Raw genomic sequence first — 22,824 nt, forward strand, 5'->3', positions numbered from 1 at the left:
TGACCGCCGTTATGTCCTGGTGCGCTCTCGCGGGCGTTCGGGTGTGCTCGGGGCGTGGCGCTTTCCCGATCCGGCGCTGGTCGATAGCCTCGACTAACTCGAACCAATGGGGGAAACAATGGAGTTTCAAGACCGCTTGAGTGCGCTCGCCGTCAAGGTAGAAAACCAGGCGTCAGCAATTGGCACAGAAGAAGCGACGAAGAATGCGTTTGTGATGCCGTTCATCTCGACCATCCTCGGGTACGACGTCTTCGACCCTCTCGAGGTCGTGCCCGAGTTCACCGCTGACGTCGGTATCAAGAAGGGCGAGAAGATCGACTACGCCATCATGCGAGATGGCGAAGTTCAGATCTTGATCGAGTGCAAAGCGTCGACGGGCGCGCCGAAGATCGAGCACGCCTCGCAGCTCTTCCGCTACTTCGCCACCACCAACGCGCGCATTGCCGCACTCACGAACGGCGTGATTTGGCAGTTCTTCACCGATCTCGACGCCCCAAATCGAATGGACGCTAAGCCCTTCCTTGTGCTGGATCTGCTCGACATCGACGAGACGTTGATCCCTGAGGTACAGAAGCTCAGCAAGGACAACTTCGACCTCGAATCCATCATCAACGCCGCTGAGGAGCTGAAGTATGTGGGGGCTCTCAAGCGGGAGATCGCAGCGCAGTTCCGCGAGCCCAGCGATGATTGGATCAAGTACTTCGCCCAGAAGGTCTACGACGGCTCGTACACTCAACGCGTTCGCGAGCAATTCACGACTCTGGTGACAAAAGCTGCCCGACAGTTCCTCAACGAAAGCGTCAACGACCGCTTGAAGACGGCCTTGGGTGCGGGTGTCGGTGTCCGGGTTCCGACCGAGACGCCGGCAGTGACCAGCGAGCCGGTCGTTCAGGATGACCTGGACCGAGACACCGAGATTGAGACCACTCTTGAGGAACTCGAGGGCTACCAGATCGTCAAGGCAATCGCGTGTGGCGAGACGAAGCCGCAGCGGGTGACTCACCGTGATGCCAAGAGCTACTTCGCAGTCCTGCTCGACGACAACAATCGCAAGCCGCTCGCGCGCCTGCACTTCAACGGAAAGCAGAAGTACCTGGGTCTGCTGGACGAGGCGAAGGTCGAGACGCGGCATCCGATCGAGACGCTCGACGAGATCTACGAGTACGCCGACGCCATCCGCGAGGCTGTCGTCCGGTACCGCTGACCCTCGGGGAACACGCTGATAGCGTCGGTCCGGTGACTAGTGAGCAGGTCAAGCGTGCGCTGCACGAGTTCGTAGAGGAGCGCGACTGGGCCCAGTTCCATTCGCCGGCCAACCTCGCGAAGAGCGTTTCGATTGAGGCCGCCGAACTGCTCGAATGCTTCCAATGGAGTGATGACGCCGATGCCGATCGGGTCCGGGAAGAACTTGCGGACGTCGTGACGTACTGCATCCTTCTCGCCGACAAGCTGGGTCTTGATCTCGATGAGATTGTGCTCGAGAAGCTTAGGGCGACAGCGCTGAAGTATCCCGTGGATCGCGCGAAGGGGACCAGCGCCAAATATGACGCCCTTTGAAATCGAGCGCCTCCCGTTCACGAAAAGCGCTGCGGATGCGTGGGCGCAAGCAGATGAGCGTCGGCGTAACTGGCCGGTCGTTTATGTGCTCGATGGTGCGGGTAAGGCGGGTACCTCGTCGGTGTATGTGGGGGAGACCGTCAATGCAGGATCCCGGATGCGGCAGCATCTCGCGAGTCCCTCGAAGGTGAACTTCCGCCAGGTCCGGGTGGTCTTCGACGAGACCTTCAACAAATCCGCGTGTCTCGACCTTGAGTCGCATCTGATCAGATGGCTGGCCGGCGATGGCCAGTTTGAAGTCGCGAACGGCAACGAGGGGATCGTCGACGCTCGATACTACGAGCGCGAGATCTATCGCGAGAGCTTTGCCGACATCTTCGACCGGCTCCGCATGGAGGGCTTGTTCCGCCAGACGATCCCCGAGATCGAGAACAGCGACCTCTTCAAGCTGTCGCCCTTCAAGGTTCTCACTCCTGAGCAGGCCAGCGCCGTCGAGAACATCCTCGAGGGTCTCTTCCAGGACCTCGCTGTCGGAGGGACCTCGACGAGCGTCATCGAAGGACACCCCGGCACGGGCAAGACGATCGTCGCGATCTATCTCATGAAGCTTCTGGCAGACATTCGCGACTACGACTCTGCGGTCGACTTCGAGCCCGATTCGGTATTCGCCGAGCACTTCGTTCACGAGAACCGAGAACTGCTCCGTGACCTTCGCATCGGCATCGTTGTGCCGCAGCAGTCGCTTCGCGAGTCGATCAAGCGGGTCTTCCGGAAGACGCCGAAGCTGAGCCAGGCGCAGGTGCTCACGCCGTTCGATGTGGGCGCGGCGGCTGAGGAGTGGGACATCCTGCTCGTCGACGAGACGCACCGGCTGAACCAACGAGCGAATCAGTCATCCGGGGTGAACAACAAGCGGTTCTCAAGCATCAACCAGGACCTGTTCGGCGCGGACGATCTGTCGAACACTCAGCTCGACTGGATACGCGCAAAGAGTCGGCACCAGATATTCCTGCTGGACGCGGAGCAGACGGTGCGGCCCGCCGACCTACCGCTTGCCACACTCCGCGGGATCCTCGAGCGCGCGAAGGCGGACAACCGAGCCTTCCACCTAATGACCCAGATGCGTGTCGCCGCGGGGTCGGACTACGTAGCGGGCATCCGTGCTCTACTTCGTGGCGAGCCGTCGCCCGATGCATTGCGTGGGCTCGGAGACTACGACCTGCGCTTCTTCGACGACCTCGGCGAAATGCGTCGCCAGATCCTCGCCAGGAACGAGGAACACGGGCTCGCACGACTTCTCGCCGGATACGCGTGGAAGTGGCGGAGCCGAAAGGACGGATCTGCCTTCGACATCGAGATTGACGACGTCCTACTGCGGTGGAACAGCACCGACAAGGACTGGATCAACCAGCCGACGTCGGTGAACGAGGTCGGCTCCATCCACACGGTGCAGGGTTACGACCTGAACCATGCGGGTGTGATCATCGGTCCCGACCTTCGGTTCGACACGGTGAGCGGACGGCTTGTCGTTGATCGCGCGTCGTATCACGACACCAAAGGCAAGGAGAACAACAAGCAGCTCGGCGTCGTCTACTCCGATGACGACCTGCTGACGTTCATCCGCAACATCTACGGGGTCCTGCTCACGCGCGGGATCCTCGGAACGTACATCTACGTCTGCGACCCGGCCCTGCGCGAGTATCTGAGGGCGCAGATGCCTGTCAGCGAGTGACCGGGCGGTCGTCTCTCACTCGCAGGTCTCGAACACGTACGCCGGATCGTCCGGAGTAACGAGATCCCGGTCCCGCAGTACGACGGATGCCGGTGTCTCCGGGTCGTCGCAGATCTCGTCCCACGGGCGGGGGAGGTTGTCGGTGTACTCGATGGCGAGGACGTGATCGCCGTAGACATCGGTGTAGGCGGAGCACTCCTCGTAGGCCGCGCACTCCTCGACGACGGCGAAGTCGAAGCCGGCGCGCGAGTGGAGGAAGGGGGCATCCTCCGCGGCGTTCTTCTGTCCGGCGGCGAGTCCGACGTCGTGTGCGGTCTCGACGAGCAGAGTCGCGAGGTCGAGCGCGTCGTCGCGGTTGAGGGCGCCGTCGGTGCGGGTGTAGGTGTCGAGGTTGTCGAACTCGACAGCGTCGAATCCGTCGGACGCGCAGTCGCGGATCCACGGCCCGACGACCGTCGCGATCTCGTCCGCTTTGCGGGTGTCGAGGATGACCTCGTCCGGCCAGTCCGGGTCGATGACAGGCTCGCCGTCGTCATCGCGGAGCAGGAGATCGTCCGGCCAGGCATCGAGCTCACCCGGCTGCGTCTGGAAGCCGTTGACGTAGCAGACGGAGTAGAGGTCGTCGACGGATGCCGCGGCACGGTCGCGGACCACGATGTCGACGCCGTCGGGCGGGTCGTAGGCGCCACCGAGCTGGTAGTCGAGTTGACCTCCGGCGGGTGGCAGCTGCGGTCCGGCGGGCGGGTCGTGCGGCGGAGGTGACTCACCGGCGCAGCCGGTGAGCAGCAAAGCTGTGGCGGCGAGCGGGAGAAGTGCGCGCCGGACGTTCATGTCGCGAACCTACCTGACGCCGGGGGATCGGTAGACTCGACGGGCCAGCCTCTGTAGCTCAATGGAAGAGCAGTTCCGTCCTAAGGAAACGGTTGGGGGTTCGAGTCCCTCCAGGGGCACAGTTCAATTCGAGGAACGCTCGAGGCCTCTCAGCTGCTCCCATGACGCGTGAAGGTGACGTTCAGGGGCGGCACACTTACGCTCCGCCCGCGGTACCCGCGGCCCGTCCGGCTTGCGACCGATGAGGCGCGCTCTGATTCACCGATAGATTTGGTGAGAGTCGGTAAGGCTTGTGTTGGCGCGGGTAGGGGAATCGATGGACTTGGGTAAGGGCGGCCAGGACGCGTCTAGCAATCGCCGAGGAGTCGAAGCTTCAAAAGGCAGCGCCTCCGTCTCGAATCGCAATCTGAAGGGCATCGAGGAGCTTTCAGAAACTCGGTATCTGCGCAGCATCTGGTCGTCCGAGATCAGCAAGCAGTTGAACGACCTAAAATTCAGCTCCCACAATTTTGTGGTTGACCCGCTCCAAGGCGCTGTCATCGCAAGGAATATCGATGACTTTATAGGTCAGCTATCGCGGGACTTGAAGTCTGGGGCATATGCGCCCGGTCGCGGCGTGATCATCAGGTCCGCCAAGAAGCTAGGCATCTCTCGGCCGGTGTGCGTCCTTCATCCTCGAGACGCTCTCGTCTATCGAGCGATCGTCAAGCTCGCAGAAGGCGAGCTACTCAGGGGCGTGCCCTCGTGGGTGGCGTTCCAGCGCGCTGACAAGGGCAGTTCCGCCGAGGATGACACAGAAAGCTTAGATTGGTTCGAGCGGTGGATGCGACATGAAGGTATGCTCCCGAATTTGCTGGAGCGGGACGATATAAATTTCGTCGTTCAGTCAGATATTTCGAACTTCTTTCCTTCTATCAGGCTTGAAGTTGTTCGCGAGCACCTTTCGAACAATACCAGTCTGGATCGAACTCTGGTAAGGCTTTGCTGCCAGATAATTTCTGCTGTGCATCCACGAACTGCGTACGCGGACGATTCGTTTCTCGGCCTGCCGCAGGAGGCACAAAACACTTCCAGGGTAATCGCGCAGGCAGTTCTAAAGCCGATTGACACCGAGTTTGCGGACCTTGGGAAAGATGGGCGCTACTCACGCTTCATGGATGACGTCCTCTGGGGAGTGGAGACGAGCGAGGAGGCTCATCGCATTCTCGCTCGATTTCAGCTGAGGCTTGAAGCGTTAGGACTTTATCCGAATGGGTCTAAGACGCGGATCCTCTCGAAGTCCGAATTCATTGAGTCTTACATGATCTCGAGCAACGCAGAACTCTCTCGAGTCGACGACCTTGTCGAGCCTCTTTTTGATCATGGGCGGCTTGTGAAAGACGTTCCGGCCGAGCTGGCCGAAGAAGTGGTCCAGCTTGCTTCCAAACACCGCACCTTACCGGTAAGGCCCGACCGTTGGTCGAGAGTAACGAGGCGCTTCTACACAATCCATCGGAGGCTTGGGTTACCCGATATGGCGGCGGACTGGGCGACTGATCTAGCCGACGACCCGGGGGGTGCGGCGACCTACTTCGAATATTTCCGATCGTGGCCACTGACGAAGGATGGACTAAACACCGCTGGTGCCGCTGTGGACGGCTATTTCGGTCTATATGCGGATGTTGAGGTGATGTTTGCCGAAGCGGTAGCTACGGCACCGGTGGCAAAGGACGAGGAGCTTTGGTCGTGGATTTTTGACTATGCTGCGGATCGCTTCAAGAGATCGGCGACCGGCCCGGGGAAGGATTCGAACCTCGCATCTCTCTGGTACCTCACGGCTTTCAAATATGGCAACTTCCAGCAGAGAGCCACGGTCTCGGATAAGGCCGTGAAGTGGTGTGCCGCCAGCATGCCTGAGGTTGTGGTTCAAGTAGCTGCCGTGGATGCCAAGATCGACCTTTCGGCTGTCCTGCCGGCCGCGCAATATGGGCCAGAACAGGTAGTGGCAGCGGATTTCCTCCGACGCCTAGATAGGAAGGACGCGCAAAGCCTTAACGTCGTTCTGAATCAGTTGACCCCCAGGCCGCTCTTGGCTCCGCTTCGGTTCGTCGTTCGTCCTCGCTCGTTGCAGCTCTTGGACCGGGCTGGGGGTCTGCGCGGACTCCGAGACGGTAGGTCAAAGAAGTGGCTTGCAGACCTCGAATCGAATGAGCCCCGGCTGCGAGATCACCGTGTTGAGTACCTATTGTCGGTGTGGACCTGAGGGAGTCACACTTAGCCTCCGCTGAAGCGCGGCACCCGTTGGTCTACGATTCGCACGGAAGGCCCAATAGAGGAGGCGAGAGTGATCGACACGATCTTCAACGCACTGCGCGTCGTCTTTGAGGTCTTCGGGATTCTTATCACCGTCGACCCGTCGTTGAGCGGCTCGGGTCTCACCATCGCGCTACTCGCGCTCGTCGCCACCACGCTGGCGCTCCTCGCAACGGCGCTCCACGCAGCCGCTCGAGGATCCGCCCCGCATCCCACCCGCCGTATCGAGCTCGTGGCGCCGCTGGCGCAGAGCGATCCCGATGCACCGGGGCACGTCCGCCGTCGCGGGCCCGGTCAGGTGACTGCGGCCGCGTAGCGTCGAACCGTCCGGGCACCGGGTGCCCGGGCATCCGTTCGCGGCCGATCAGCCGACCCTGATCGCTCCGACGAACGGAACCCCGTGGACATCACCACCCTGCCTGTCATCTCCACCCTGCTCGACCTCGCCTCCCGCGGCCTCCTCGGCCTGACCTCGCTCCTCACCCCGTGGACGGGAGCGTTCGCGGGCGCGCTCGCTATCGTGCTCGTGACCCTCTTGGTGCGGGCGGCGCTCATCCCCGCCGGCATCGCCCAAGCCAAAGCCGACCAGGCGCGGATGCGTCTCGCGCCGCGGCTGCGCGAGATCCAGACCCGCTACCGCGGCGACCGGGAACGCCTGCAACGCGAAACCATGGCGCTCTACCGCTCCGAGAACGTGTCGCCGTTCGCCAGCTGCCTGCCGATCCTCATCCAGGCGCCGATCGTCGGCCTGCTGTACTCCGTGTTCGTCCACGCGAGCATTGCCGGTCACGCCAACGAGCTGCTGTCGCAGACGCTGCTCGGCGTCCCGCTCGGCACGAGCCTGATCCACGCCGTGTCGACCGGAACCGCCGGCCTCGCGACCTGGCTGGTGATCGGATGCCTCGTGCTGGCGATCGCGGCGGTGGGGGAGATCACGCGGCGGGCGTTCCGGGTCGAGCCGGTCGAGGGGGTGCCGGGGGCGGCGCTGGGGATGCTGCGGTTCGCGACGGCGGTCGTCGCGGTGTTCGTGCCGGTCGCAGCGGGGGTGTACCTGCTGACGACGGTGACGTGGACGCTGGGGCAGCGGGTGGTGTTGCGGCGGGTGTATGGGTGAGCCACGACCCCAGGACTGCCCGCTATGCGACACTGCGATCGTGCGGACTCTCTACGCATCCGACCTCGACCGTACGCTCCTGCGCTCGGACTCCTCACTCGGACCCGAGTCGGTGCGCCTGTTGAACCACGTCATCCGGGAGGGCGTGCTCTTCACGTACGCGACCGCTCGCTCGCACCTCAGCTCTCGACGCGCGACACAGCAGCTGGAGTTGCAGCTGCCGGTCATCACGTACGGCGGAACGATCACCGCCGATGCCGACACCGGGCGGGCCCGCGATCTGCACCGTCTCGGCGATGACGCCGTGACCGGAGTGCTGAACGAGTGTCGATCGAGGCCCGACGCCCAGCCGATCCTGCACACCTACGAGGACGGCCGAGACTGGGTGAGGTGGCGGCCCGAGCACATGACCGCCGGCACCCGCGCGTTCCTGGGCAGCCGCCCGCAAGACCCCCGACTGCGACCCATCACGACAGAGGACCCGCTCGACCGGCGATCCGTCTTCTACATCTCGATCCTGGCGGAGCGCGACGTCCTCGGGCCGATGCGCGAGTCGCTTGGTCCCGCGCTGGCGGGAGTCGCCACCTTCCTGAGCGTCGATCCGTCGACGCCGGGACTCGATTGGCTCGAACTCCACAGCGAGGACGGGACGAAGGCCCGCGCTCTGCAGCGCCTCATGACGCAGACCGGCGCCGACCGTCTCGTCGTCTTCGGCGACAACGAGAACGACCTGCCGATGTTCGCCATCGCCGACGAGTCGTACGCCGTCGCGAATGCGATCCCGTCGGTGAGAGCGGCAGCCACCGGGGTCATCGACGACAACGATTCTGACGCGGTCGCACGCTGGATTGCGCACGACGCGAAGATCTCGATGCGGTAGCGCAAAGGGCGTGCGTGATTCGCATCCCAAACCGATGTCGGAGGCCCTCACCACAATGGGAGTATGACCACCTGGCACGGCACGATCGGCACGCGGGAGCGACTCTCGCCCCTCGCCGACATCGCGCACGAGGCGGTCATGGCCGAGAAGCTCCTCACTCAGGCGCAGATCGTCCAGCTGCAGGTGCTCGCCCGCGCGGGCGAGCTCGCCGAGAAGCAGGCCGCCGATTCTCCCGCTCGCGTGAAGGCGCACGACATGGCGCTGCGTGCGATCGCCGCCGAGCTCGGTGGGCTGATGCGGCTCACCGACCGCGCCGTGCAGCGCCGCATCACCCAGGCCCGCACGATCGTCGAGGACTACGCCGCGTCTCTCGAGGCGTGGCGCGCCGGAATCATCACCCGCGGACACGTCGACCTCATCGTCGAGGCGGGCGCCGACCTGCCCGCCGACATCCGCCTGCCATTCGAAGCCGTCGCGATCCAGCGGTGCCGACGCGACACCCCCAACCGGGTGCGCGCCGAGATCGAGATGCTCGCATTGCGGATGCACCCGCGCACCTTCACCGAACGCCACCAGGATGCCGCGGCCCGCCGCGCCGTGCGCCTCATCCCCGGCCGCGACGGCATGAGCGACCTCGTCGCGACGCTCCCGACCGTCATCGCCGAAGGCATCCACGACCGGCTCACCCGCCAGGCCCGCGCCGTCATCGACACGCGGGCCGAACGCTCCAGCGACGTCGTCGACACCGACGGCCGCACCACCGACCAGGTCCGCGCCGACGTGTTCGCCGACCTCCTCCTCGCCGGCACCCCGGCCCTCGACGACACCCGCGACACCACCGCCGGTCCGCTCGGCGCGATCCGCGCCCACGTGCAGGTCGTCATCCCCGCCCTTGCCCTCTCCGGCGCCGAGGTGCCCTGCGACCTCGTCGGGCGCACGCCCATCGACGCGGCCACCGCCCGGCGCCTCGCCGGCGACACCCCCTCGTGGGAACGCCTCGTCACCGACCCCATCACCGACACGGTGCTCGCCGTCGACACCTACCGGGTGCCGCATCCGCTCCGCCGTCACCTCCGCGCCCGCGACCAGCACTGTCGATTCCCCGGATGCCGCGTCCCCGCCATCCGCTCCGAGATCGACCACACGCACGACCACGCCCTCGGCGGGCGCACCGAGAGGTCGAACCTCGCCCACCTGTGCCAGCGGCACCATTCGATGAAGCAGTTCACCGCGTGGAAGGTCCGACAACTCGGGGGTGGAGTCCTCGAATGGACCTCACCCCTCGGCAGGATCTACCGCGAAGACGCACCCACCCCGGCCGTCGCGTTCGCCCCTGCCAGGCGGAAGCCCCACAGCCAGGATCCGGCGCCGTTCTGATCCCCGCCGTTCCGAGATCGCAGACGCACGCAAGGCCGCGCCGCGCGACGAGGGGGCGCGCCGGAACCGCGACATCGAGGAGAATCCCCGACTCCGCGCGGCGTGAACCGTCCCCACACGTTCACGCCGCACGGCATCCGTCGATGTGTCGCGCGGGGCGGTCCATCCCCCAGAAGCCACGCCGCACGGCATCCATCGTCATTGTCGAGCTATGTCAGCGTAGGGAGGCGCGTCAACCGCTCGCGATGGGGAGTCCTCCCCATTGCGCGTCCGCGGACGACCTCTCTCAGGGCAGGATGCTGTCCACGTACCCGCCGTCGACGCGCAGCGCGCCACCCGTCGTCGCCGACGCCAGCGGCGACGCGAGGTACACGACCATGTTCGCGATCTCCTCGGGCTCGATCAGCCGGCCGATCAGCGACTGCGGACGCGCAGTGCGCATGAACTCGCGCTGCGCGGCCTCCCAGTCCAGCGACCGGTCGACCATCTCGTACACGAAGTCCTCGACGCCCTCGGTGTGCGTCGGCCCGGCGATCACCGAGTTCACCGTCACCCCTGTGCCCGCCGCCGCCTTCGCGAACCCCCGCGACACCGCGAGCAGTGCACTCTTCGACGCGCCGTAGTGGATCATCTCCTCGGGGATGACGATCGCCGAGTCGCTCGCGATGTTCAGCACGCGACCCCAGCCGCGCTCCACCATCCCGGGCAGCACCAGCCGCGTCAGTCGCGCCGCGCTCACGACGTTCACCTCGAAGAACCGCCGCCACTCGTCGTCGTCGATCTCGAGCGCCGGCGTCGACCCGAAGATGCCGAGATTGTTGACGAGGATGTCGACGGCACCCGCGGCATCCACCAGCGCCTGCGCACCCTCGGCCGACGTCACGTCCGCCTCGACGCCCCGCACCGGGAGGCCGCTCAGCGACGCGACCGCCTGCGCCACGCGCTCCGCGCTGCGCCCGTTGATCACGACGTCGGCGCCCGCCTCGGCCAGCCGCCGCGATATCGCGAGCCCGATGCCCTGGGTCGAGCCGGTCACCACCGCGGTCTTGCCCGTAAGGTCCAGCGTCAGTCCGTCAACCATGGGATGTCCTCTCTCGCACGTCCTTCGATGCTCGCAGACGCACGCGGCCCCGGCGCCGCGCAGCGGTGGCACGCTGGAAGGGTGACGTCCGCTCCGCCCTACATGACCCGCATCCGCGGTCGCGTGCTCACCGCCCTCGCGGGCGACCCGACCGGCATGGCACCGTACGTCCGCTCCCTCGCCGACGGCGACGACGCCGGATACTTCGCCGAGAACGGCCCCGCCTGGACGGTCCACGCCGGCATGGGCACCCTCGTCGCCGGCATCCGCGCCCTGCTCCTGCAGGCCCTCCACCCGGGCGCCCTCGCCGGCGTCCACGACTGGTCGCGCTACCGCGACGACCCGATCGGGCGCCTCACCGGCACCGTCCGCTGGGTCATCACCCTCACCTACGGCTCAACGGAACAAGCGGATGCCGAGACGGCCCGCGTCGGTCGCTTCCACCGCCGCGTGCAGGGGGAGTACGTCGCCGGCGACGGTTCCGCCCGCACCTACACCGCCGAGCAGACCGACCTCGTGCGCTGGGTGCACCTCGCCTTCACCGACGCGTTCCTGCGCAGCCACCAGGCCTACGGCGGCCCGATCCCCGGCGGACCCGACGGCTACGTCGCCGACTGGGCCACCGCCGGGCGCCTCATGCGCGTCACCGACCCGCCGCTCACCGACGCCGCGCTCCGCCAGGAGATCGACGGATTCCTCGACCGCGGCGAGCTGCGCCGAGACGAGCGCGTCGACGACGTCGTCCGCTTCCTCAAGAAGCCCCCGTTCACCGGGATGATGGGCGTCGCCTACCGTGTGCTCTTCGCCGCCGCGGTCGCGACCTTCCCGCCGCGCATCCGACGGATGCTGGGCCTGCGGCGCTCGTGGCTGCCGGTGAAGACCGCGACCCGCCTCATCCTTCGCGTGACCGAGCGGGCGCTGGGCTCCGGCCCCCGCGCGCAGGACATGGCGCGGCTGCGGTTGCGGCGGCTCGGGCTCTGACGCCACGGCACTGGATGCCACGCGGCGCGTCCGATAGCGTGCGGACATCGACGAAGGGGATGCCGCAATGCCGCAGTACGCCGTCCTGATCTACACCGACGACTCCGCGCACGCGCTCGACGCGTCCGACGAGCAGCTCGCCGAGCCCAACGGCCACGGCGACGAGCTCGCCGCATCCGGAACGATGCGTGCCGCCTTCGCCTTCACGCCGCGCGCGCTCGCCCGATCCGTCCGCGTCGGCGGAGTCAGCGACGGGCCGTTCGTCGACGCACCCCAGGTCGTCGCCGGCGTCTACGTGATCGAGGCGCCGGACGAGGATGCCGCCCTCGCGATCGCCGCCACGAACCCCGCCATCCGCGGCGACTCCGGCGTCGAAGTCAGGCTCATCCACAGCGGCACCTGACGCCGCATCCGAGCCACACCTCGCCGGGATCGTCAAGACCGGCCCCGACGGCGCGAGAAGGTGTGACACTCGCTTGATGCGCACCATCGTCAACACCGGAGCCAGCGACGGCATCGGCGCCGCGGCATCCCGTCAGCTCGTGGCCCGCGGCCACCGCGTCGTCCTCGTCGGCCGGTCACCGAAGAAGACACGAGCCGTCGCCGCCGAGCTCGGCACGCCCTACCACCTCGCCGACTTCGCCGACCTCGCCCAGGTGCGCCGCCTCGCCGACGAGCTCCTCGCCGCGTACCCGCGGATCGACGTGCTCGCCAACAACGCGGGCGGGATCTTCGGCCCCCGCACCCTCACCACCGACGGCTTCGAGCAGACGTTCCAGGTCAACCACCTCTCGCCGTTCCTGCTCACGAACCTGCTGCGCGAGCGACTGGTCGAGAGCGAGGCATCCGTCATCCAGACCGCGAGCGCCGCCGCGCGAATCTTCTCGCGCTTCGACGTCACCGACCTCAACGCCGCGCGGCGCTACTCGGGTCGCGTCGCTTACGGCAACGCCAAGCTCGCGAACATCCTGTTCACCCGCGAACTACAGCGCCGGTGGGGGAGCGACGGGGTCTCGGCCGCCGCGTTCCACCCGGGCGTCGTCGCGACCGGCTTCGCCGGCAACCTCACCGGACCGTTCCGTTGGATGTACCACAACCCGCTCGCCAAGCGGCTGCTCACGACGACCGACGAGGGCGGCAAGCGCCTCGTCTTCCTCGCCGACGGCACCCCGCGCGAGGACTGGCTGCCCGGCGCCTACTACGAGAACGACCGCGTCACGAAGACGCACCGGCTCGCCACCGACCCGCGCCTCGCGCAGGAGCTGTGGGAGCGGAGCGCGGAGATGGTCCGGCTCGCCTGACGAAGCGGCGTCGGCCGGGTCAGACGAGCTTCTCGAACACCATCGTCGCCTGGATGCGATCGCCGCCACCGAAACCGGTGCTCGTCGACGACGACGTCGAGATCGTGTGCAGGCGATAGCCGAGCGCGGCCTGGTTGTTGATCGCGGCTTCGAGCTCGATGAGGTTGTTCGACCCGGCGCCCCACATCTTCTCCTTGAGCACCACCTGCAGCACCACGTAGCTCATGCCGGCAGGCGCCTGCCGCGGCTGCGCGCCCGCCGCGGCGCTCGCCTGGGCGTTCGCGACGAAGCCCGCGAGACCGCCCGCGGGCGGAGGAGGCGGCTGCGTCCGATCCGTCCACGCGGTGCCGTCCCACCAGCGCATCGTCCCGGAACCGTCGTCGTACCAGCCTTCAGAAGCGTCGCTCATGTCGTCACCGTAGTGGTGCACGGCGTCCGCGGTGAAGAGTCAGACGGAGCCGGGCGCGCCGATGAGCCACGCCATGAGCGCGATCGTCGTGATCAGCCCGGTGATCGCGGCGACCGCACCGAGCGAGCCACCGATCAGCGCGGGCGGCTTCGACTGGCCGCGCGTCAGCGCTAAGACACCGAGCGCGAACGCCGACAGCCCGAGCAGCAGGCCCACCCACGGGATCAGACCCGTGAGGAACGCAAGGATGCCGACGATCAGTGTCGCGATCGCGAGGCCGTTCTTCGGCGTCGTCTGCTGCTGCGTCATCGTGTCTCCCTCTCGTCGAGCTCGACCGTCGTCAACAGCTCGAGCTGGCGGCGCAGCGTCCCGACGATGTCGGTCGCGTCGGGGTCGTGCATCCACTGCACCTGCAGACCGTCCCAGAGAGCCAGCGTAGACACCGCCGCGAACTCGGCGTCGACGCCCGGGCGCAGCAGCCCGGCATCCGCCATCTCGCGGAAGGCGCCGGTGAACTCCGCTCGCACGCGTGCGTAGCGGAGGAAGAAGTACTCGTTGCTCGGATGCTCCGGCGTCGCCGACTCGGCCGAGAGAAGCGTGTAGAGCTCGACGATCCCCGGGATCTTCTCGTTCGCGCGCGCGAGGCGCAGGAACGCGGCGGGGGTGTCGGCGGGACCGGCCGCAGCGTCGGGAGCCGCGTCGCCGAGGCTGCGGGTGTCGCGGTCCTCGAGCACCCGCTGCAGCAGCACGCTCTTGTTCGCGAAGTGGTGCAGGATCGTCGACGCGTCGATCCCCACCCGATCCGCGATCTCCTTCAACGACCCGGCGCGGTAGCCGTGCGTCGCGAACACCTCGCCGGCCGCGTCGAGGATCTCGCGCTGCCGCGCGGCGGTCTTCGCGTACGGGCCGCGCTTGCTGGGGGTCATCAGCCCAGCCTACCGACCAAAGTCCAACGTCCGCTGGAATTTGCGCTACCGTGATCGCACACGACTCACGGGAGAGCACATGGCGACGTCGGCATCCGTCCGCTGGATCAGCACCACGCAACACGAGCCGTGGCGAGAACTCGCCGCACCGTCGCTCGGCGAGGTGCGCGGCATGCCGTCCGTGTTCCTGCAGACCGACGACCCGCAGCAGCGCATCGAGGGGTTCGGCGCCTCGTTCAACGAGCTGGGATGGACCTCCCTCGCGCACCTCGACGAGCGGGATCGGGATGCCGTGCTGCGGCAGCTCTTCGAGCCCGGCACCGGCCTGAACCTCACCCGCTGCCGCATGCCCGTCGGCGCGAACGACTTCTCGACCGACTGGTACAGCTACGACGAGACCCCGGGCGACCTCGCCCTCGAGGACTTCTCGATCGAGCACGACCACGCGACCCTGGTGCCGTTCATCCGGGCTGCGCAGCGTCACCAGCCCGAGCTCACCCTGTGGGCCTCTCCCTGGAGCCCGCCCACCTGGATGAAGGTCAACGGCCACTACGCCGCCGCGAAGGCGAGCCCCCTCAGCCCCGGCGTCGACAACGGCATCCGCGACGATCAGCTCGGCGCCGAAGGCACCGACATGATGCGCCTCGACGATGACGTCCTCGCCGCGTACGCCGCCTACTTCGGCCGCTTCGTCGACGCGTATGCCGATCTCGGCATCCCGGTCACGATGGTGATGCCGCAGAACGAGTTCAACTCTGCGCAGATCTTCCCCAGCTGCACGTGGACGCCCGAGGGGCTCGCCGCGTTCGTCCGACACCTCGGGCCCGCGATGGCTGCCCGTGGTGTCGACGTCTTCCTCGGCACCCTCGAACGCGCCGACGACGGACTGGTCGAGCAAGTGCTCGTCGACACGGATGCCGCGCGGTGGATCACCGGCATCGGGGCGCAGTGGGCGGGCAAGCGCGCCGTGCCGTACCTGCACCGCCACCACCCCGACCTGGCGATCTACCAGACCGAGCAGGAGTGCGGTGACGGGCGCAACGACTGGCGCCTCGCGCGGCACGCGTGGTTCCTCATGAAGCACTTCCTGCTGCACGGCGCGACGGCCTACATGTACTGGAACATGTCGCTCCTGCGCGGCGGCGTCAGCCGGTGGGGGTGGGCGCAGAACTCCCTCGTCGTCGTCGACCCCGACACCCGCACGTTCGAGTTCACGCACGAGCACTACATGCTCCAGCACGTGTCCCATTTCGTCGCGCCCGGCGCGCGCCGCATCCCGACGCTCAGCTACACCGGGCACGAGAACCAGCTCGCGTTCCGCAACCCCGACGGCAGCCTCGTCATCGTCGTGCAGAACGACCTCGCCGAGGAGATGGCGATGTCGTTCTTCATCGACGGTCAGGCGCTCGAGGTGACTCTTCCGGCGGACTCGCTCAACACCCTCGTCGTCGCCGCCTGACGTCCGGCAATAGGCCTCAGCGGTGCCAGGATGGTCCGGTGGCCGAAGCCGTGAACGCCCTCCAGAACCATCCCGGTGACGTCGAGTACCCGGTCCGCTCCCGCCGCCGGTACACGCGGATGCTCGACGCGAAGCGCAAGACCGACCCGGCCGAGATGCGTCGTCGCGCTCTGCCCGTGACGCTCATCGCCGCGCCCTTCGGCATCGCCGCCTTCGTGCTGTCGTTCGTGTGGGACGTCACCGACGTCGGCCTCAACTTCTTCGCCTTCGTCGTCGGCCTGTGCATCGGCCTGCTGATCGCGTCGATCGTCCTCGCGGTGAGGGATGCCGGTGCTCCCCGCCGTGCCCAGCTCGCCTACATCGCGGCATCCGCCCGTCGGCCGCTCACCGAGCGGCAGCAGCAGATCCTCGCGCTCGACGTCGCGAGCGACTTCGCCGTCCGCGGCTGGAACGCCTCGCTCGCCTTCACGCCGACGTTCGCCGAGCTCCCTCAGGACCTGCGCGCCACGCACCGGGACGGCGAAAACGGCACACCGTGGTTCGCGCTGCCGATGACGCCGCTGAAGCAACTCCGCGGCGCCCTCGACGAGCAGTTCAAGATCGTGACGAAAGCCGACGCCGAACTCCTCGTCGCCGACACCCTCGCCATGGGCCTCAACTCGCAGCGCTTCGTCGAGGTCGCTCACAGCGACAACGCCGAGCACATGATGTCGCGCGTCGCCGCCCTCACCGACCTGCCCGTCTTCGACATCCAGGACCTGCTGCGCGGCACCGACGAGCGCCCGGCCCGGCTGCTGCTCGCCGCCGACATCGAGCGGGGGATCGGCGGCATCCGCTACGCCTACGTCGCCGGCTACCTCACCGCCGATGAGACGTGGGCGCTCCTCGAACCGCTCGCCGAGAAGGCGTTCAGCACTTACCGCAGCTGGGACGAGTACTGGCGCGACGTGAGCATCGCCACGGCGTTCCGGACCGACTCGCTGCAGGCCGTGCAGAGTCAGCGCGATGCGCTCGCCGAGCTGCGCACGTCGCGGTGGCCCGCGGCATCCGTCGCCTGGCCGAACGCGTAAGCGCGGTCAGCGGGCGTCAGCGCTCGACCGGGCGACCTTCCGCGATCCACGAGCCCGTGCCGCCCTCGACGTTCGTCGTCTCGAGACCGTGGTGCTCGAGGAACGCCGCCGCACGTGCGCTGCGCCCGCCCGCCTGGCAGATGAGGTGCAGGTCGTCGAGCTCGCGCAGTTCGTCCACGTGGTCGGGCACTGTGGCGAGCGGGATGTTGCGCGCCCCGGGCACGTGGCCCGCCGCGAACTCGTCGGGTTCGCGGACGTCGATGATGTTCGCGGGGGAGGCCTCGGCCAGCTGCGCCGTCGTGATGGAGTGCATACGTCGATGCTCGCAGATCAGAGCGGATGCCGGGCCGATAGTCTTCGCTCATGATCCCGATCGAGAACCTGCTCGCCTTCGCGCTGGCGTCGGTCGTGATCATCGTCATCCCGGGTCCGGGCGTCCTGTTCGTCGTCGGGCGATCGATCGCACTGGGCCGCCGCGCCGGCATCCTGAGCGTGCTCGGCAACTCGCTCGGCAACATCCCCGCGATCCTCCTCGTCGCGTTCGGCGTCGGCGCGATCGTCGCCTCGTCGGTCGTCGCGTTCACCTCGATCAAGGTCGTCGGGGCGATCTATCTTGTCTACCTCGGTGTGCAGGCGATCCGTCATCGGCGTCACCGCGCCGAGCAGGGGCGGCCGACCGCGGCATCCACCGTCACGCTGCTGCGACAGGGGTTCGTCGTCGGCCTCACCAACCCGAAGACCATCGCCTTCTTCGTCGCCGTCCTGCCGCAATTCGTCGCGCGCGACGCGGGCCCGATCTGGGCGCAACTGCTCCTTCTCGGCCTGATCTTCCAGGTGATCGCGCTCGTCTGCGACAGCACCTGGGCGCTCGCCGCCGGCACGGCACGGGCATGGTTCGGGCGCTCCCCGCGCCGACTCTCGGCACTGTCGGGCACCGGCGGCATCCTCATGATCGGCCTCGGGGGAGCGCTCGCGTTCACCGGCGCGAAAAGCTGACGGGGAATGTTCCACCGCCCCGATGCGCTGGAACCCCGCATGACGAACAACACGAAGCCTGCACAGTCGTCCGGCACGTTCCGCATCGGCGGAGACCTCGAGGTCAACCGCCTCGGCTACGGCACGATGCAGCTCACCGGACCCGGCGTCTGGGGTCCGCCCAAGGATCACGACGAGGCCATCCGCGTCCTCCGCCGCAGCGTCGAGCTCGGCGTCAACTTCTTCGACACCGCCGAGTCCTACGGCCCATACGTCGCCGAAGAACTCCTCAAGGAAGCACTGCACCCCTACGCCGACGACGTCGTCATCGCGACGAAGTCCGGCCTCACCCGCACCGGCCCCAACGTGTGGCCCCCGCTCGGGCGCCCCGAGTTCCTGCGCCAGGGTGCCGAGATGAGCCTGCGGCGTCTCGGGCTCGAGCGCATCGACCTGTTCCAGCTGCACCGCATCGACCCGAAGGTCCCGCTCGAGGACCAGGTCGGCGAGCTGAAGGCGCTGCAGGACGAGGGCAAGATCCGTTACATCGGCCTGTCTGAGGTCTCGATCGACGAGGTGAAGGAAGCGCAGAAGATCGCCGAGATCGTCACAGTTCAGAACCTCTACAACCTGCAGCATCGCGACGCCGAGGCGCTGCTCGACTGGTCGGAGGAGCAGGGCATCGGCTTCATCCCGTGGTTCCCGCTCGCGACCGGCGGTCTCACCGGCGCCGACTCGCCGCTCACCGACATCGCCGAGCGCAAGAACGCGACGCCGGCGCAGGTCGCGCTCGCCTGGCTGCTGAAGCGTTCGCCGGTCATGTTGCCGATCCCGGGCACGTCGAGCGTCGCGCACCTCGAGGACAACCTGCAGGGTGCCGTCATCGAGCTGACCGACGAGGAGTTCGTGGAACTCTCCGCGCTCGGCAGCTGACCCCCTCGCGTCACCCGCCCACCTCTGCAAGGGTGGGCGGGTGACGCATTCCAGTGGTCAGCCCGTCGTCCGGATGTGGACGGGCGTCGTCCGCACTGAGGACGAAGGCCGTTACGTCCAGTACGTCGAACGCACCGGCATGGACGCGTATCGCGCGACACCCGGGAACCTCGGAGCGTGGCTGTTGACCCGGGACCTGGGCGACGGCCGGACCGAGATCACCACCCTGTCGCGGTGGGAGAACTTCGCCGTCATCGCGGCTTTCGCGGGGGACGACATCGAACGCGCCGTCTTCTATCCCGAGGACGACGAGTTCCTCCTCGAACGCGACGAGCGGGTCCGCCACTACCGCCAGACGTGACCCGTATCTTCTGGGCACCATCGCGCGTACGGTGGGGCCTATGTGGACAGTACTCATCATCTTGCTCGTCATCTGGGTGGTGCTGTCGATCGTCGGATTCGTGTTCGAGGGCCTCTTCTGGTTGGGCCTCATCGGAATCGTGCTCTTCGTCGGCACCATCCTCTTCGGATTGATCCGGCGCAGCGCCGCGAAGAAGAAGGCCTGAGCGGGCGGCATCCGCGTCGGTGGGGCAGGGTAGAGGCGTGGCCGTCGTCTCCGAGCTCTACCGCTATCCCGTCAAAGGGTTCACGCCCGAGCCCCGCACCGAACTCCGCGTGCAGGACGACGGTCGCATCGCCGGTGACCGTGTGCTCGCCTTCCGCTTCGCGGATGCGACCGAGCCCGAGGATGCCGGTGGCCTCGAGTCGTGGCCGAAGAGCAGAGGGCTGTCGCTCATGGACTTCCCCTCGATCGCGCGCGTGCGCGCGGTCTTCGACGCGCAGACCGGTCTGCTGCGACTGAGTGAGGACGGGCGGGTCCTGGCGGAGGCGGGCCTCGACGAGGCGGGACGGCACGAACTCTCAGCGGCCGTCACCGGATTCGTCGAACGGTCCGCGGACGCGCGGCTGCTGCAGCGCCCGGGCGTCCTGCCCCTGCACCTCGTGGGAGACGGTCGCACCGCGCGGTTCCAGGATCGCGCCCGCGGCTACGTGTCACTGCACGGCGCGGAGACCGTCGCAGACGTGGATGCGGCGACGCCCGCGCCCGTCGACAGTCGCCGCTTCCGCTCGAACATCGTCGTGTCGGGGGTCGCGCCCTGGGCCGAGCTCGACTGGTCCGGTCACGTCCGCATCGGCGAGGTGCGGTTCGAGGTGCAGCGTCCCATCGGACGGTGCGCCGCGATCACCGCGAACCCCGACGACGGACGGCGGGATGCCCGTCTGCTGCGAATCCTGACGACCGAGTTCGGCCAGGGCGAAGCGACCCTGGGGGTCCTGCTGCTACCCGCGGACGCCGGCGGAGTCGTGCGTGTCGGCGACGAGGTCGTCGTCGAGGCGGGCTGACCGCTCGAACGAGACCGTGGCGGCCAGCGTGGCCACGGCGGCGGCACGGTCGTTCTCCCGCGCGGCGAGGTCCATCGTCTGGGTCTCGACCTCGGCCTGTCGCGCGCGCAGGTCTGTGCTGATCTCCGCGAGTCGATCGGCGAGGAAGGCCGCGAGGCCGTCGTGGAGCTGTTCGAGCGTCGTGCCGTGGATCTCGAGGCGACGGTCGGCCACCGTCAACGTGACCGATCCGTAACCGGCGTCCGCCAACAGCCGCGCGGTGTCGTCGCCCACGATCTCGTCGAGTTCGGCCTTCTCGGGCCGCCGGTCGAACACCGCCTCGACGGTGTACCGCTCGGGTGCGGCCTGCGTCATCAGTCCGGCGGGAAGGGACCCGACGAGGACCGACCTGAGGCCGAGGACGTCGGCGGTGCCGCGTCCTGATTGCGTGTGTGTGCTCATCTTCGGACGTTACGCCCCTCAGATGTGCACCTCACAGGTTGGGCTGGGGGGAGCGCGTTCGAGGGAGCGGGACCGTGACGGGTCAGCAGCAGCCGCCCGCGTCGCCACAGCCGCAGACAGCCGCACCGGTGTGGCATGCGCCGTGCGCGGGCGTGGGAGCCGGCACGTCCAGTGTGGGGTTCTGATCGAAGAACCCGTGGGGCACGAGCGAGAAGCCGGTGCTGTCGACGGGCATGATGGGCCAGTCCTCGGTCCGTGGGAAGTGGGTGAGGCCGAGCGTGTGCCAGATGACGATGTCCTGACCGTCGATGTCGGCGTCGCGCTCGATCCAGCGATCAATCGTGCCGTAGCCGTCGTTCTGGTTCACGAGCTCACCCGAGGGGAACCGCTCGATGGGGAAGTACCGCGTCACCCACAGGTCATGGGTCGTGAACGCGGCCCGCCGTGCGATGGAGGATTCCGGATCGGCGAGCAGACTCGGCTGGCCCTCCGACCGCAGCGTGTAGCCGACGGGCTTGCCGACGACGTTCGTCACCTCGGGGTTGACGATGTGCCACACCCGGCCGCGCTTGCCGTCGGCATCCCTCACGCCCTCGCTCTCGGTCCGCAGGCGCGTCGTCGAGAGCGTGAACCCGTTGCCGTAAGGGTTCTCTGCCGAGATCGGTACGCGCTTCGCCTCGAGCTCGTCGACCGCGTTGCGCACCCCGTCGAGGGTGACGTCGAGGCGAGCCGAGAACAGGTGCTGGTGGTACGGAGCGCCGATGCCCGGGGCGATCTGCGACGCCCACGGGTAGTCGCTCCCGTCCGGCTGCGCGCCCGGGTAGGCCGAGGCGAAGACCACACCCGTCGCCTTGCACTCCAGCTCGATGCGTCCGTCGAGGTAGAAGTGCCAGTAGAAGCCGTAGTCGTAGTTGCCGACGGTGATGAAGAACGAGACCACGAGCCGTCGATTCCGACGCACGTCGGTCGAGTGGTAGTACTCGTCGGTGTGCTTCCAGAGGATCGAGGCGTCCTCCTCGTGCATGCAGATCGCGTTCCGGATCGTCTGCGGACGTCCGTCGGTCGCCGCGATCGTCGCATCGAAATAGCGGATCTCGCCCAAGCAGTCGCACCCCAGCGCCAGGGAGTTCGCCGACTTGCCGAGTGAGTACTCGCCCGCGTCGAAGTAGTTCTGCCAGAACCGTACCGGGCTCGGGTCGCCGTACGGCACGACCATCTCGGCCACTGACGCGCGGTACAGGATCGAGCGGTGACGGGCACCGTCCGTGAACCCGACCTCGTGCAGGGTAAGGCCCTCGACCTGGTTGAACCCGATGCGGAAACGCCACTTCTCCCACTCGACGACATCAGCGTCGACGGCGAAGCTCGGCCCCTCGGGCTGCGTGATGACGATCGGCTTCTGCGTCGTCCGCGCCGGTGCCAGAGCCTCCGAGCGGTGGAAGTTGTACGGCTCGCGCGGAACATCGAAGAGCCGGTCGTCGATGAGGCGGATCACCTCGCCGGTGACGAGATCGACGTAGGCGACGACGCCGTCGATGGGGTGCGCCCAGGCGTTGTCGTCGGCGTCGAGCTGCAGGAAGGACAAGCAGCGGACGATACGGCGGCCGTCCTCGTCCGGAAGCCCGAATCGTCCCGCCGAGAGCGCCGAGATGCGCACGAGCGACACATCGTCGATCCCGCGCTTCGCCATCGCCGCCGTCCACCCCTCGTGTGCACGCAGAAGCTCCTCGATGCGATCGAACTCCTCGAGCACGATCGGGGGCTGTCCCTCCGTGACGACATCGACTGTCCGGCGCGAGACGAGCGCCCCCGCGGCGACGTCGGTCGTCACCTCGGTGACCGTCCCGTCTCGCCGGTCGAGGAGGACGTTGCCGACGAGACGCCCACGCGCCGATCCGTCGAGGACGGCCGACTTGTCGGGCTCGATGAGGTTGACCAGCACGAACGCCGTCGCCTCCTCGTCGAAACCCGCTTCGAGGACGAGCGAACGGTTCGTCTCGATCTCGGTGCCCGAGAGTCGGGTGAGGGGATGCGTCATGGTCATGCTCCTGCAGCGAGTCAGCG

General features: G+C 67.3%; 26 protein-coding genes and 1 tRNA gene. 19 read left to right on the forward strand and 8 right to left on the reverse strand.

What is annotated here, in order from left to right; genetic code table 11:
* Nucleotides 1-118: 118 nt before the first annotated feature.
* From ACIGEP_RS02295 to ACIGEP_RS02305, 3 genes are all read left to right on the forward strand, one after another.
* Nucleotides 119-1,204, forward strand: a complete 1,086-nt coding sequence (locus tag ACIGEP_RS02295; RefSeq protein WP_396660016.1) for a type I restriction endonuclease — start codon at nucleotides 119-121, stop codon at nucleotides 1,202-1,204.
* A 32-nt stretch (nucleotides 1,205-1,236) separates the two neighbouring features.
* Nucleotides 1,237-1,557, forward strand: coding sequence for a nucleotide pyrophosphohydrolase (locus tag ACIGEP_RS02300; RefSeq protein ID WP_396660017.1), 321 nt, complete (start codon nucleotides 1,237-1,239; stop codon nucleotides 1,555-1,557).
* Nucleotides 1,558-1,714: 157 nt separating this feature from the next.
* A complete protein-coding gene (locus tag ACIGEP_RS02305; RefSeq protein WP_396660018.1) occupies nucleotides 1,715-3,289 on the forward strand; it encodes a DNA/RNA helicase domain-containing protein in 1,575 nt (524 codons plus the stop codon).
* Nucleotides 3,290-3,304: 15 nt separating this feature from the next.
* Here ACIGEP_RS02305 and ACIGEP_RS02310 read toward each other — a convergent pair whose 3' ends face one another.
* A complete protein-coding gene (locus tag ACIGEP_RS02310; protein WP_396660019.1) occupies nucleotides 3,305-4,120 on the reverse strand; it encodes an endo alpha-1,4 polygalactosaminidase in 816 nt (271 codons plus the stop codon).
* Between the two features lie 47 nt (nucleotides 4,121-4,167).
* Here ACIGEP_RS02310 and ACIGEP_RS02315 point away from each other — a divergent pair.
* From ACIGEP_RS02315 to ACIGEP_RS02340, 6 genes are all read left to right on the forward strand, one after another.
* Nucleotides 4,168-4,239: transfer RNA gene (locus ACIGEP_RS02315), tRNA-Arg, on the forward strand.
* Nucleotides 4,240-4,436: 197 nt separating this feature from the next.
* Nucleotides 4,437-6,362 carry an RNA-directed DNA polymerase gene (locus tag ACIGEP_RS02320; protein ID WP_396660020.1) on the forward strand — a complete coding sequence of 642 codons (1,926 nt, stop codon included), beginning with the start codon at nucleotides 4,437-4,439 and terminating at the stop codon, nucleotides 6,360-6,362.
* An 81-nt stretch (nucleotides 6,363-6,443) separates the two neighbouring features.
* Nucleotides 6,444-6,728 (forward strand): DUF6412 domain-containing protein, encoded by a 285-nt coding sequence (locus tag ACIGEP_RS02325; RefSeq protein ID WP_396660021.1) that lies wholly within the window; start codon nucleotides 6,444-6,446, stop codon nucleotides 6,726-6,728.
* Nucleotides 6,729-6,812: 84 nt separating this feature from the next.
* Nucleotides 6,813-7,526, forward strand: a complete 714-nt coding sequence (locus ACIGEP_RS02330; protein WP_396660022.1) for a YidC/Oxa1 family membrane protein insertase — start codon at nucleotides 6,813-6,815, stop codon at nucleotides 7,524-7,526.
* Nucleotides 7,527-7,566: 40 nt separating this feature from the next.
* Nucleotides 7,567-8,406 carry an HAD hydrolase family protein gene (locus tag ACIGEP_RS02335; protein ID WP_396660023.1) on the forward strand — a complete coding sequence of 280 codons (840 nt, stop codon included), beginning with the start codon at nucleotides 7,567-7,569 and terminating at the stop codon, nucleotides 8,404-8,406.
* Nucleotides 8,407-8,469: 63 nt separating this feature from the next.
* A complete protein-coding gene (locus tag ACIGEP_RS02340; protein ID WP_396660024.1) occupies nucleotides 8,470-9,783 on the forward strand; it encodes a DUF222 domain-containing protein in 1,314 nt (437 codons plus the stop codon).
* Nucleotides 9,784-10,069: 286 nt separating this feature from the next.
* Here the strand turns inward: ACIGEP_RS02340 and ACIGEP_RS02345 are convergent, their stop codons facing one another.
* A complete protein-coding gene (locus tag ACIGEP_RS02345) occupies nucleotides 10,070-10,864 on the reverse strand; it encodes an SDR family NAD(P)-dependent oxidoreductase (RefSeq protein WP_396660025.1) in 795 nt (264 codons plus the stop codon).
* A gap of 102 nt (nucleotides 10,865-10,966) precedes the next feature.
* Between ACIGEP_RS02345 and ACIGEP_RS02350 the strand changes: the two genes are divergently transcribed.
* The 3 genes from ACIGEP_RS02350 to ACIGEP_RS02360 all read left to right on the forward strand — a co-directional run bounded on the left by ACIGEP_RS02350 (nucleotide 10,967) and on the right by ACIGEP_RS02360 (nucleotide 13,146).
* A complete protein-coding gene (locus tag ACIGEP_RS02350) occupies nucleotides 10,967-11,845 on the forward strand; it encodes an oxygenase MpaB family protein (protein WP_396660994.1) in 879 nt (292 codons plus the stop codon).
* Nucleotides 11,846-11,912: 67 nt separating this feature from the next.
* Nucleotides 11,913-12,248 carry a YciI family protein gene (locus ACIGEP_RS02355; RefSeq protein ID WP_396660026.1) on the forward strand — a complete coding sequence of 112 codons (336 nt, stop codon included), beginning with the start codon at nucleotides 11,913-11,915 and terminating at the stop codon, nucleotides 12,246-12,248.
* A 76-nt stretch (nucleotides 12,249-12,324) separates the two neighbouring features.
* Nucleotides 12,325-13,146 (forward strand): SDR family NAD(P)-dependent oxidoreductase, encoded by an 822-nt coding sequence (locus ACIGEP_RS02360; RefSeq protein WP_396660027.1) that lies wholly within the window; start codon nucleotides 12,325-12,327, stop codon nucleotides 13,144-13,146.
* A gap of 19 nt (nucleotides 13,147-13,165) precedes the next feature.
* On the opposite strand, the gene ACIGEP_RS02365 is transcribed toward ACIGEP_RS02360, so the two are convergent.
* The 3 genes from ACIGEP_RS02365 to ACIGEP_RS02375 are packed head-to-tail and all read right to left on the reverse strand — an operon-like array spanning nucleotide 13,166 to nucleotide 14,481.
* Nucleotides 13,166-13,555, reverse strand: coding sequence for a DUF2510 domain-containing protein (locus tag ACIGEP_RS02365; RefSeq protein WP_396660028.1), 390 nt, complete (start codon nucleotides 13,553-13,555; stop codon nucleotides 13,166-13,168).
* Nucleotides 13,556-13,594: 39 nt separating this feature from the next.
* The gene (locus ACIGEP_RS02370) at nucleotides 13,595-13,864 is read right to left on the reverse strand and encodes a hypothetical protein (RefSeq protein WP_396660030.1); all 270 of its coding nucleotides are present in this window, start codon (nucleotides 13,862-13,864) and stop codon (nucleotides 13,595-13,597) included.
* Complete coding sequence (locus ACIGEP_RS02375; RefSeq protein WP_396660031.1) at nucleotides 13,861-14,481, reverse strand: TetR/AcrR family transcriptional regulator; 621 nt, start codon at nucleotides 14,479-14,481, stop codon at nucleotides 13,861-13,863. Before ACIGEP_RS02375 ends, ACIGEP_RS02370 begins: the two co-directional genes overlap by 4 nt.
* 79 nt (nucleotides 14,482-14,560) lie before the next feature.
* Between ACIGEP_RS02375 and ACIGEP_RS02380 the strand changes: the two genes are divergently transcribed.
* Both ACIGEP_RS02380 and ACIGEP_RS02385 read left to right on the forward strand, forming a co-directional pair.
* A complete protein-coding gene (locus ACIGEP_RS02380) occupies nucleotides 14,561-15,940 on the forward strand; it encodes a glycoside hydrolase family 30 beta sandwich domain-containing protein (protein WP_396660032.1) in 1,380 nt (459 codons plus the stop codon).
* 38 nt (nucleotides 15,941-15,978) lie between these two features.
* Entirely contained in the window at nucleotides 15,979-17,010 is a 1,032-nt protein-coding gene (locus ACIGEP_RS02385; RefSeq protein ID WP_396660033.1) for a DUF1266 domain-containing protein, read from the forward strand.
* Between the two features lie 16 nt (nucleotides 17,011-17,026).
* Here ACIGEP_RS02385 and ACIGEP_RS02390 read toward each other — a convergent pair whose 3' ends face one another.
* The gene (locus ACIGEP_RS02390) at nucleotides 17,027-17,323 is read right to left on the reverse strand and encodes a rhodanese-like domain-containing protein (RefSeq protein WP_064001585.1); all 297 of its coding nucleotides are present in this window, start codon (nucleotides 17,321-17,323) and stop codon (nucleotides 17,027-17,029) included.
* Between the two features lie 50 nt (nucleotides 17,324-17,373).
* On the opposite strand from ACIGEP_RS02390, the gene ACIGEP_RS02395 reads away from it, so the two are divergent.
* The 5 genes from ACIGEP_RS02395 to ACIGEP_RS02415 are packed head-to-tail and all read left to right on the forward strand — an operon-like array spanning nucleotide 17,374 to nucleotide 20,319.
* Entirely contained in the window at nucleotides 17,374-18,006 is a 633-nt protein-coding gene (locus tag ACIGEP_RS02395; RefSeq protein ID WP_396660034.1) for a LysE family translocator, read from the forward strand.
* A gap of 39 nt (nucleotides 18,007-18,045) precedes the next feature.
* A complete protein-coding gene (locus ACIGEP_RS02400) occupies nucleotides 18,046-18,915 on the forward strand; it encodes an aldo/keto reductase (RefSeq protein WP_396660035.1) in 870 nt (289 codons plus the stop codon).
* 40 nt (nucleotides 18,916-18,955) lie between these two features.
* Nucleotides 18,956-19,276, forward strand: a complete 321-nt coding sequence (locus ACIGEP_RS02405) for a hypothetical protein (RefSeq protein WP_396660036.1) — start codon at nucleotides 18,956-18,958, stop codon at nucleotides 19,274-19,276.
* A gap of 40 nt (nucleotides 19,277-19,316) precedes the next feature.
* Entirely contained in the window at nucleotides 19,317-19,481 is a 165-nt protein-coding gene (locus tag ACIGEP_RS02410) for a hypothetical protein (RefSeq protein ID WP_217532526.1), read from the forward strand.
* 37 nt (nucleotides 19,482-19,518) lie between these two features.
* Nucleotides 19,519-20,319 carry an MOSC domain-containing protein gene (locus ACIGEP_RS02415; protein ID WP_396660037.1) on the forward strand — a complete coding sequence of 267 codons (801 nt, stop codon included), beginning with the start codon at nucleotides 19,519-19,521 and terminating at the stop codon, nucleotides 20,317-20,319.
* Here ACIGEP_RS02415 and ACIGEP_RS02420 read toward each other — a convergent pair.
* Entirely contained in the window at nucleotides 20,257-20,760 is a 504-nt protein-coding gene (locus tag ACIGEP_RS02420; RefSeq protein ID WP_396660038.1) for a hypothetical protein, read from the reverse strand. The two genes, ACIGEP_RS02415 and ACIGEP_RS02420, sit on opposite strands and share 63 nt — an antisense overlap.
* A gap of 82 nt (nucleotides 20,761-20,842) precedes the next feature.
* A complete protein-coding gene (locus ACIGEP_RS02425; protein WP_396660039.1) occupies nucleotides 20,843-22,798 on the reverse strand; it encodes a primary-amine oxidase in 1,956 nt (651 codons plus the stop codon).
* Between the last annotated feature and the right edge of the window lie 26 nt (nucleotides 22,799-22,824).

This window comes from Microbacterium sp. NPDC077663 (assembly GCF_044542795.1).
GTDB lineage: Bacteria > Actinomycetota > Actinomycetes > Actinomycetales > Microbacteriaceae > Microbacterium.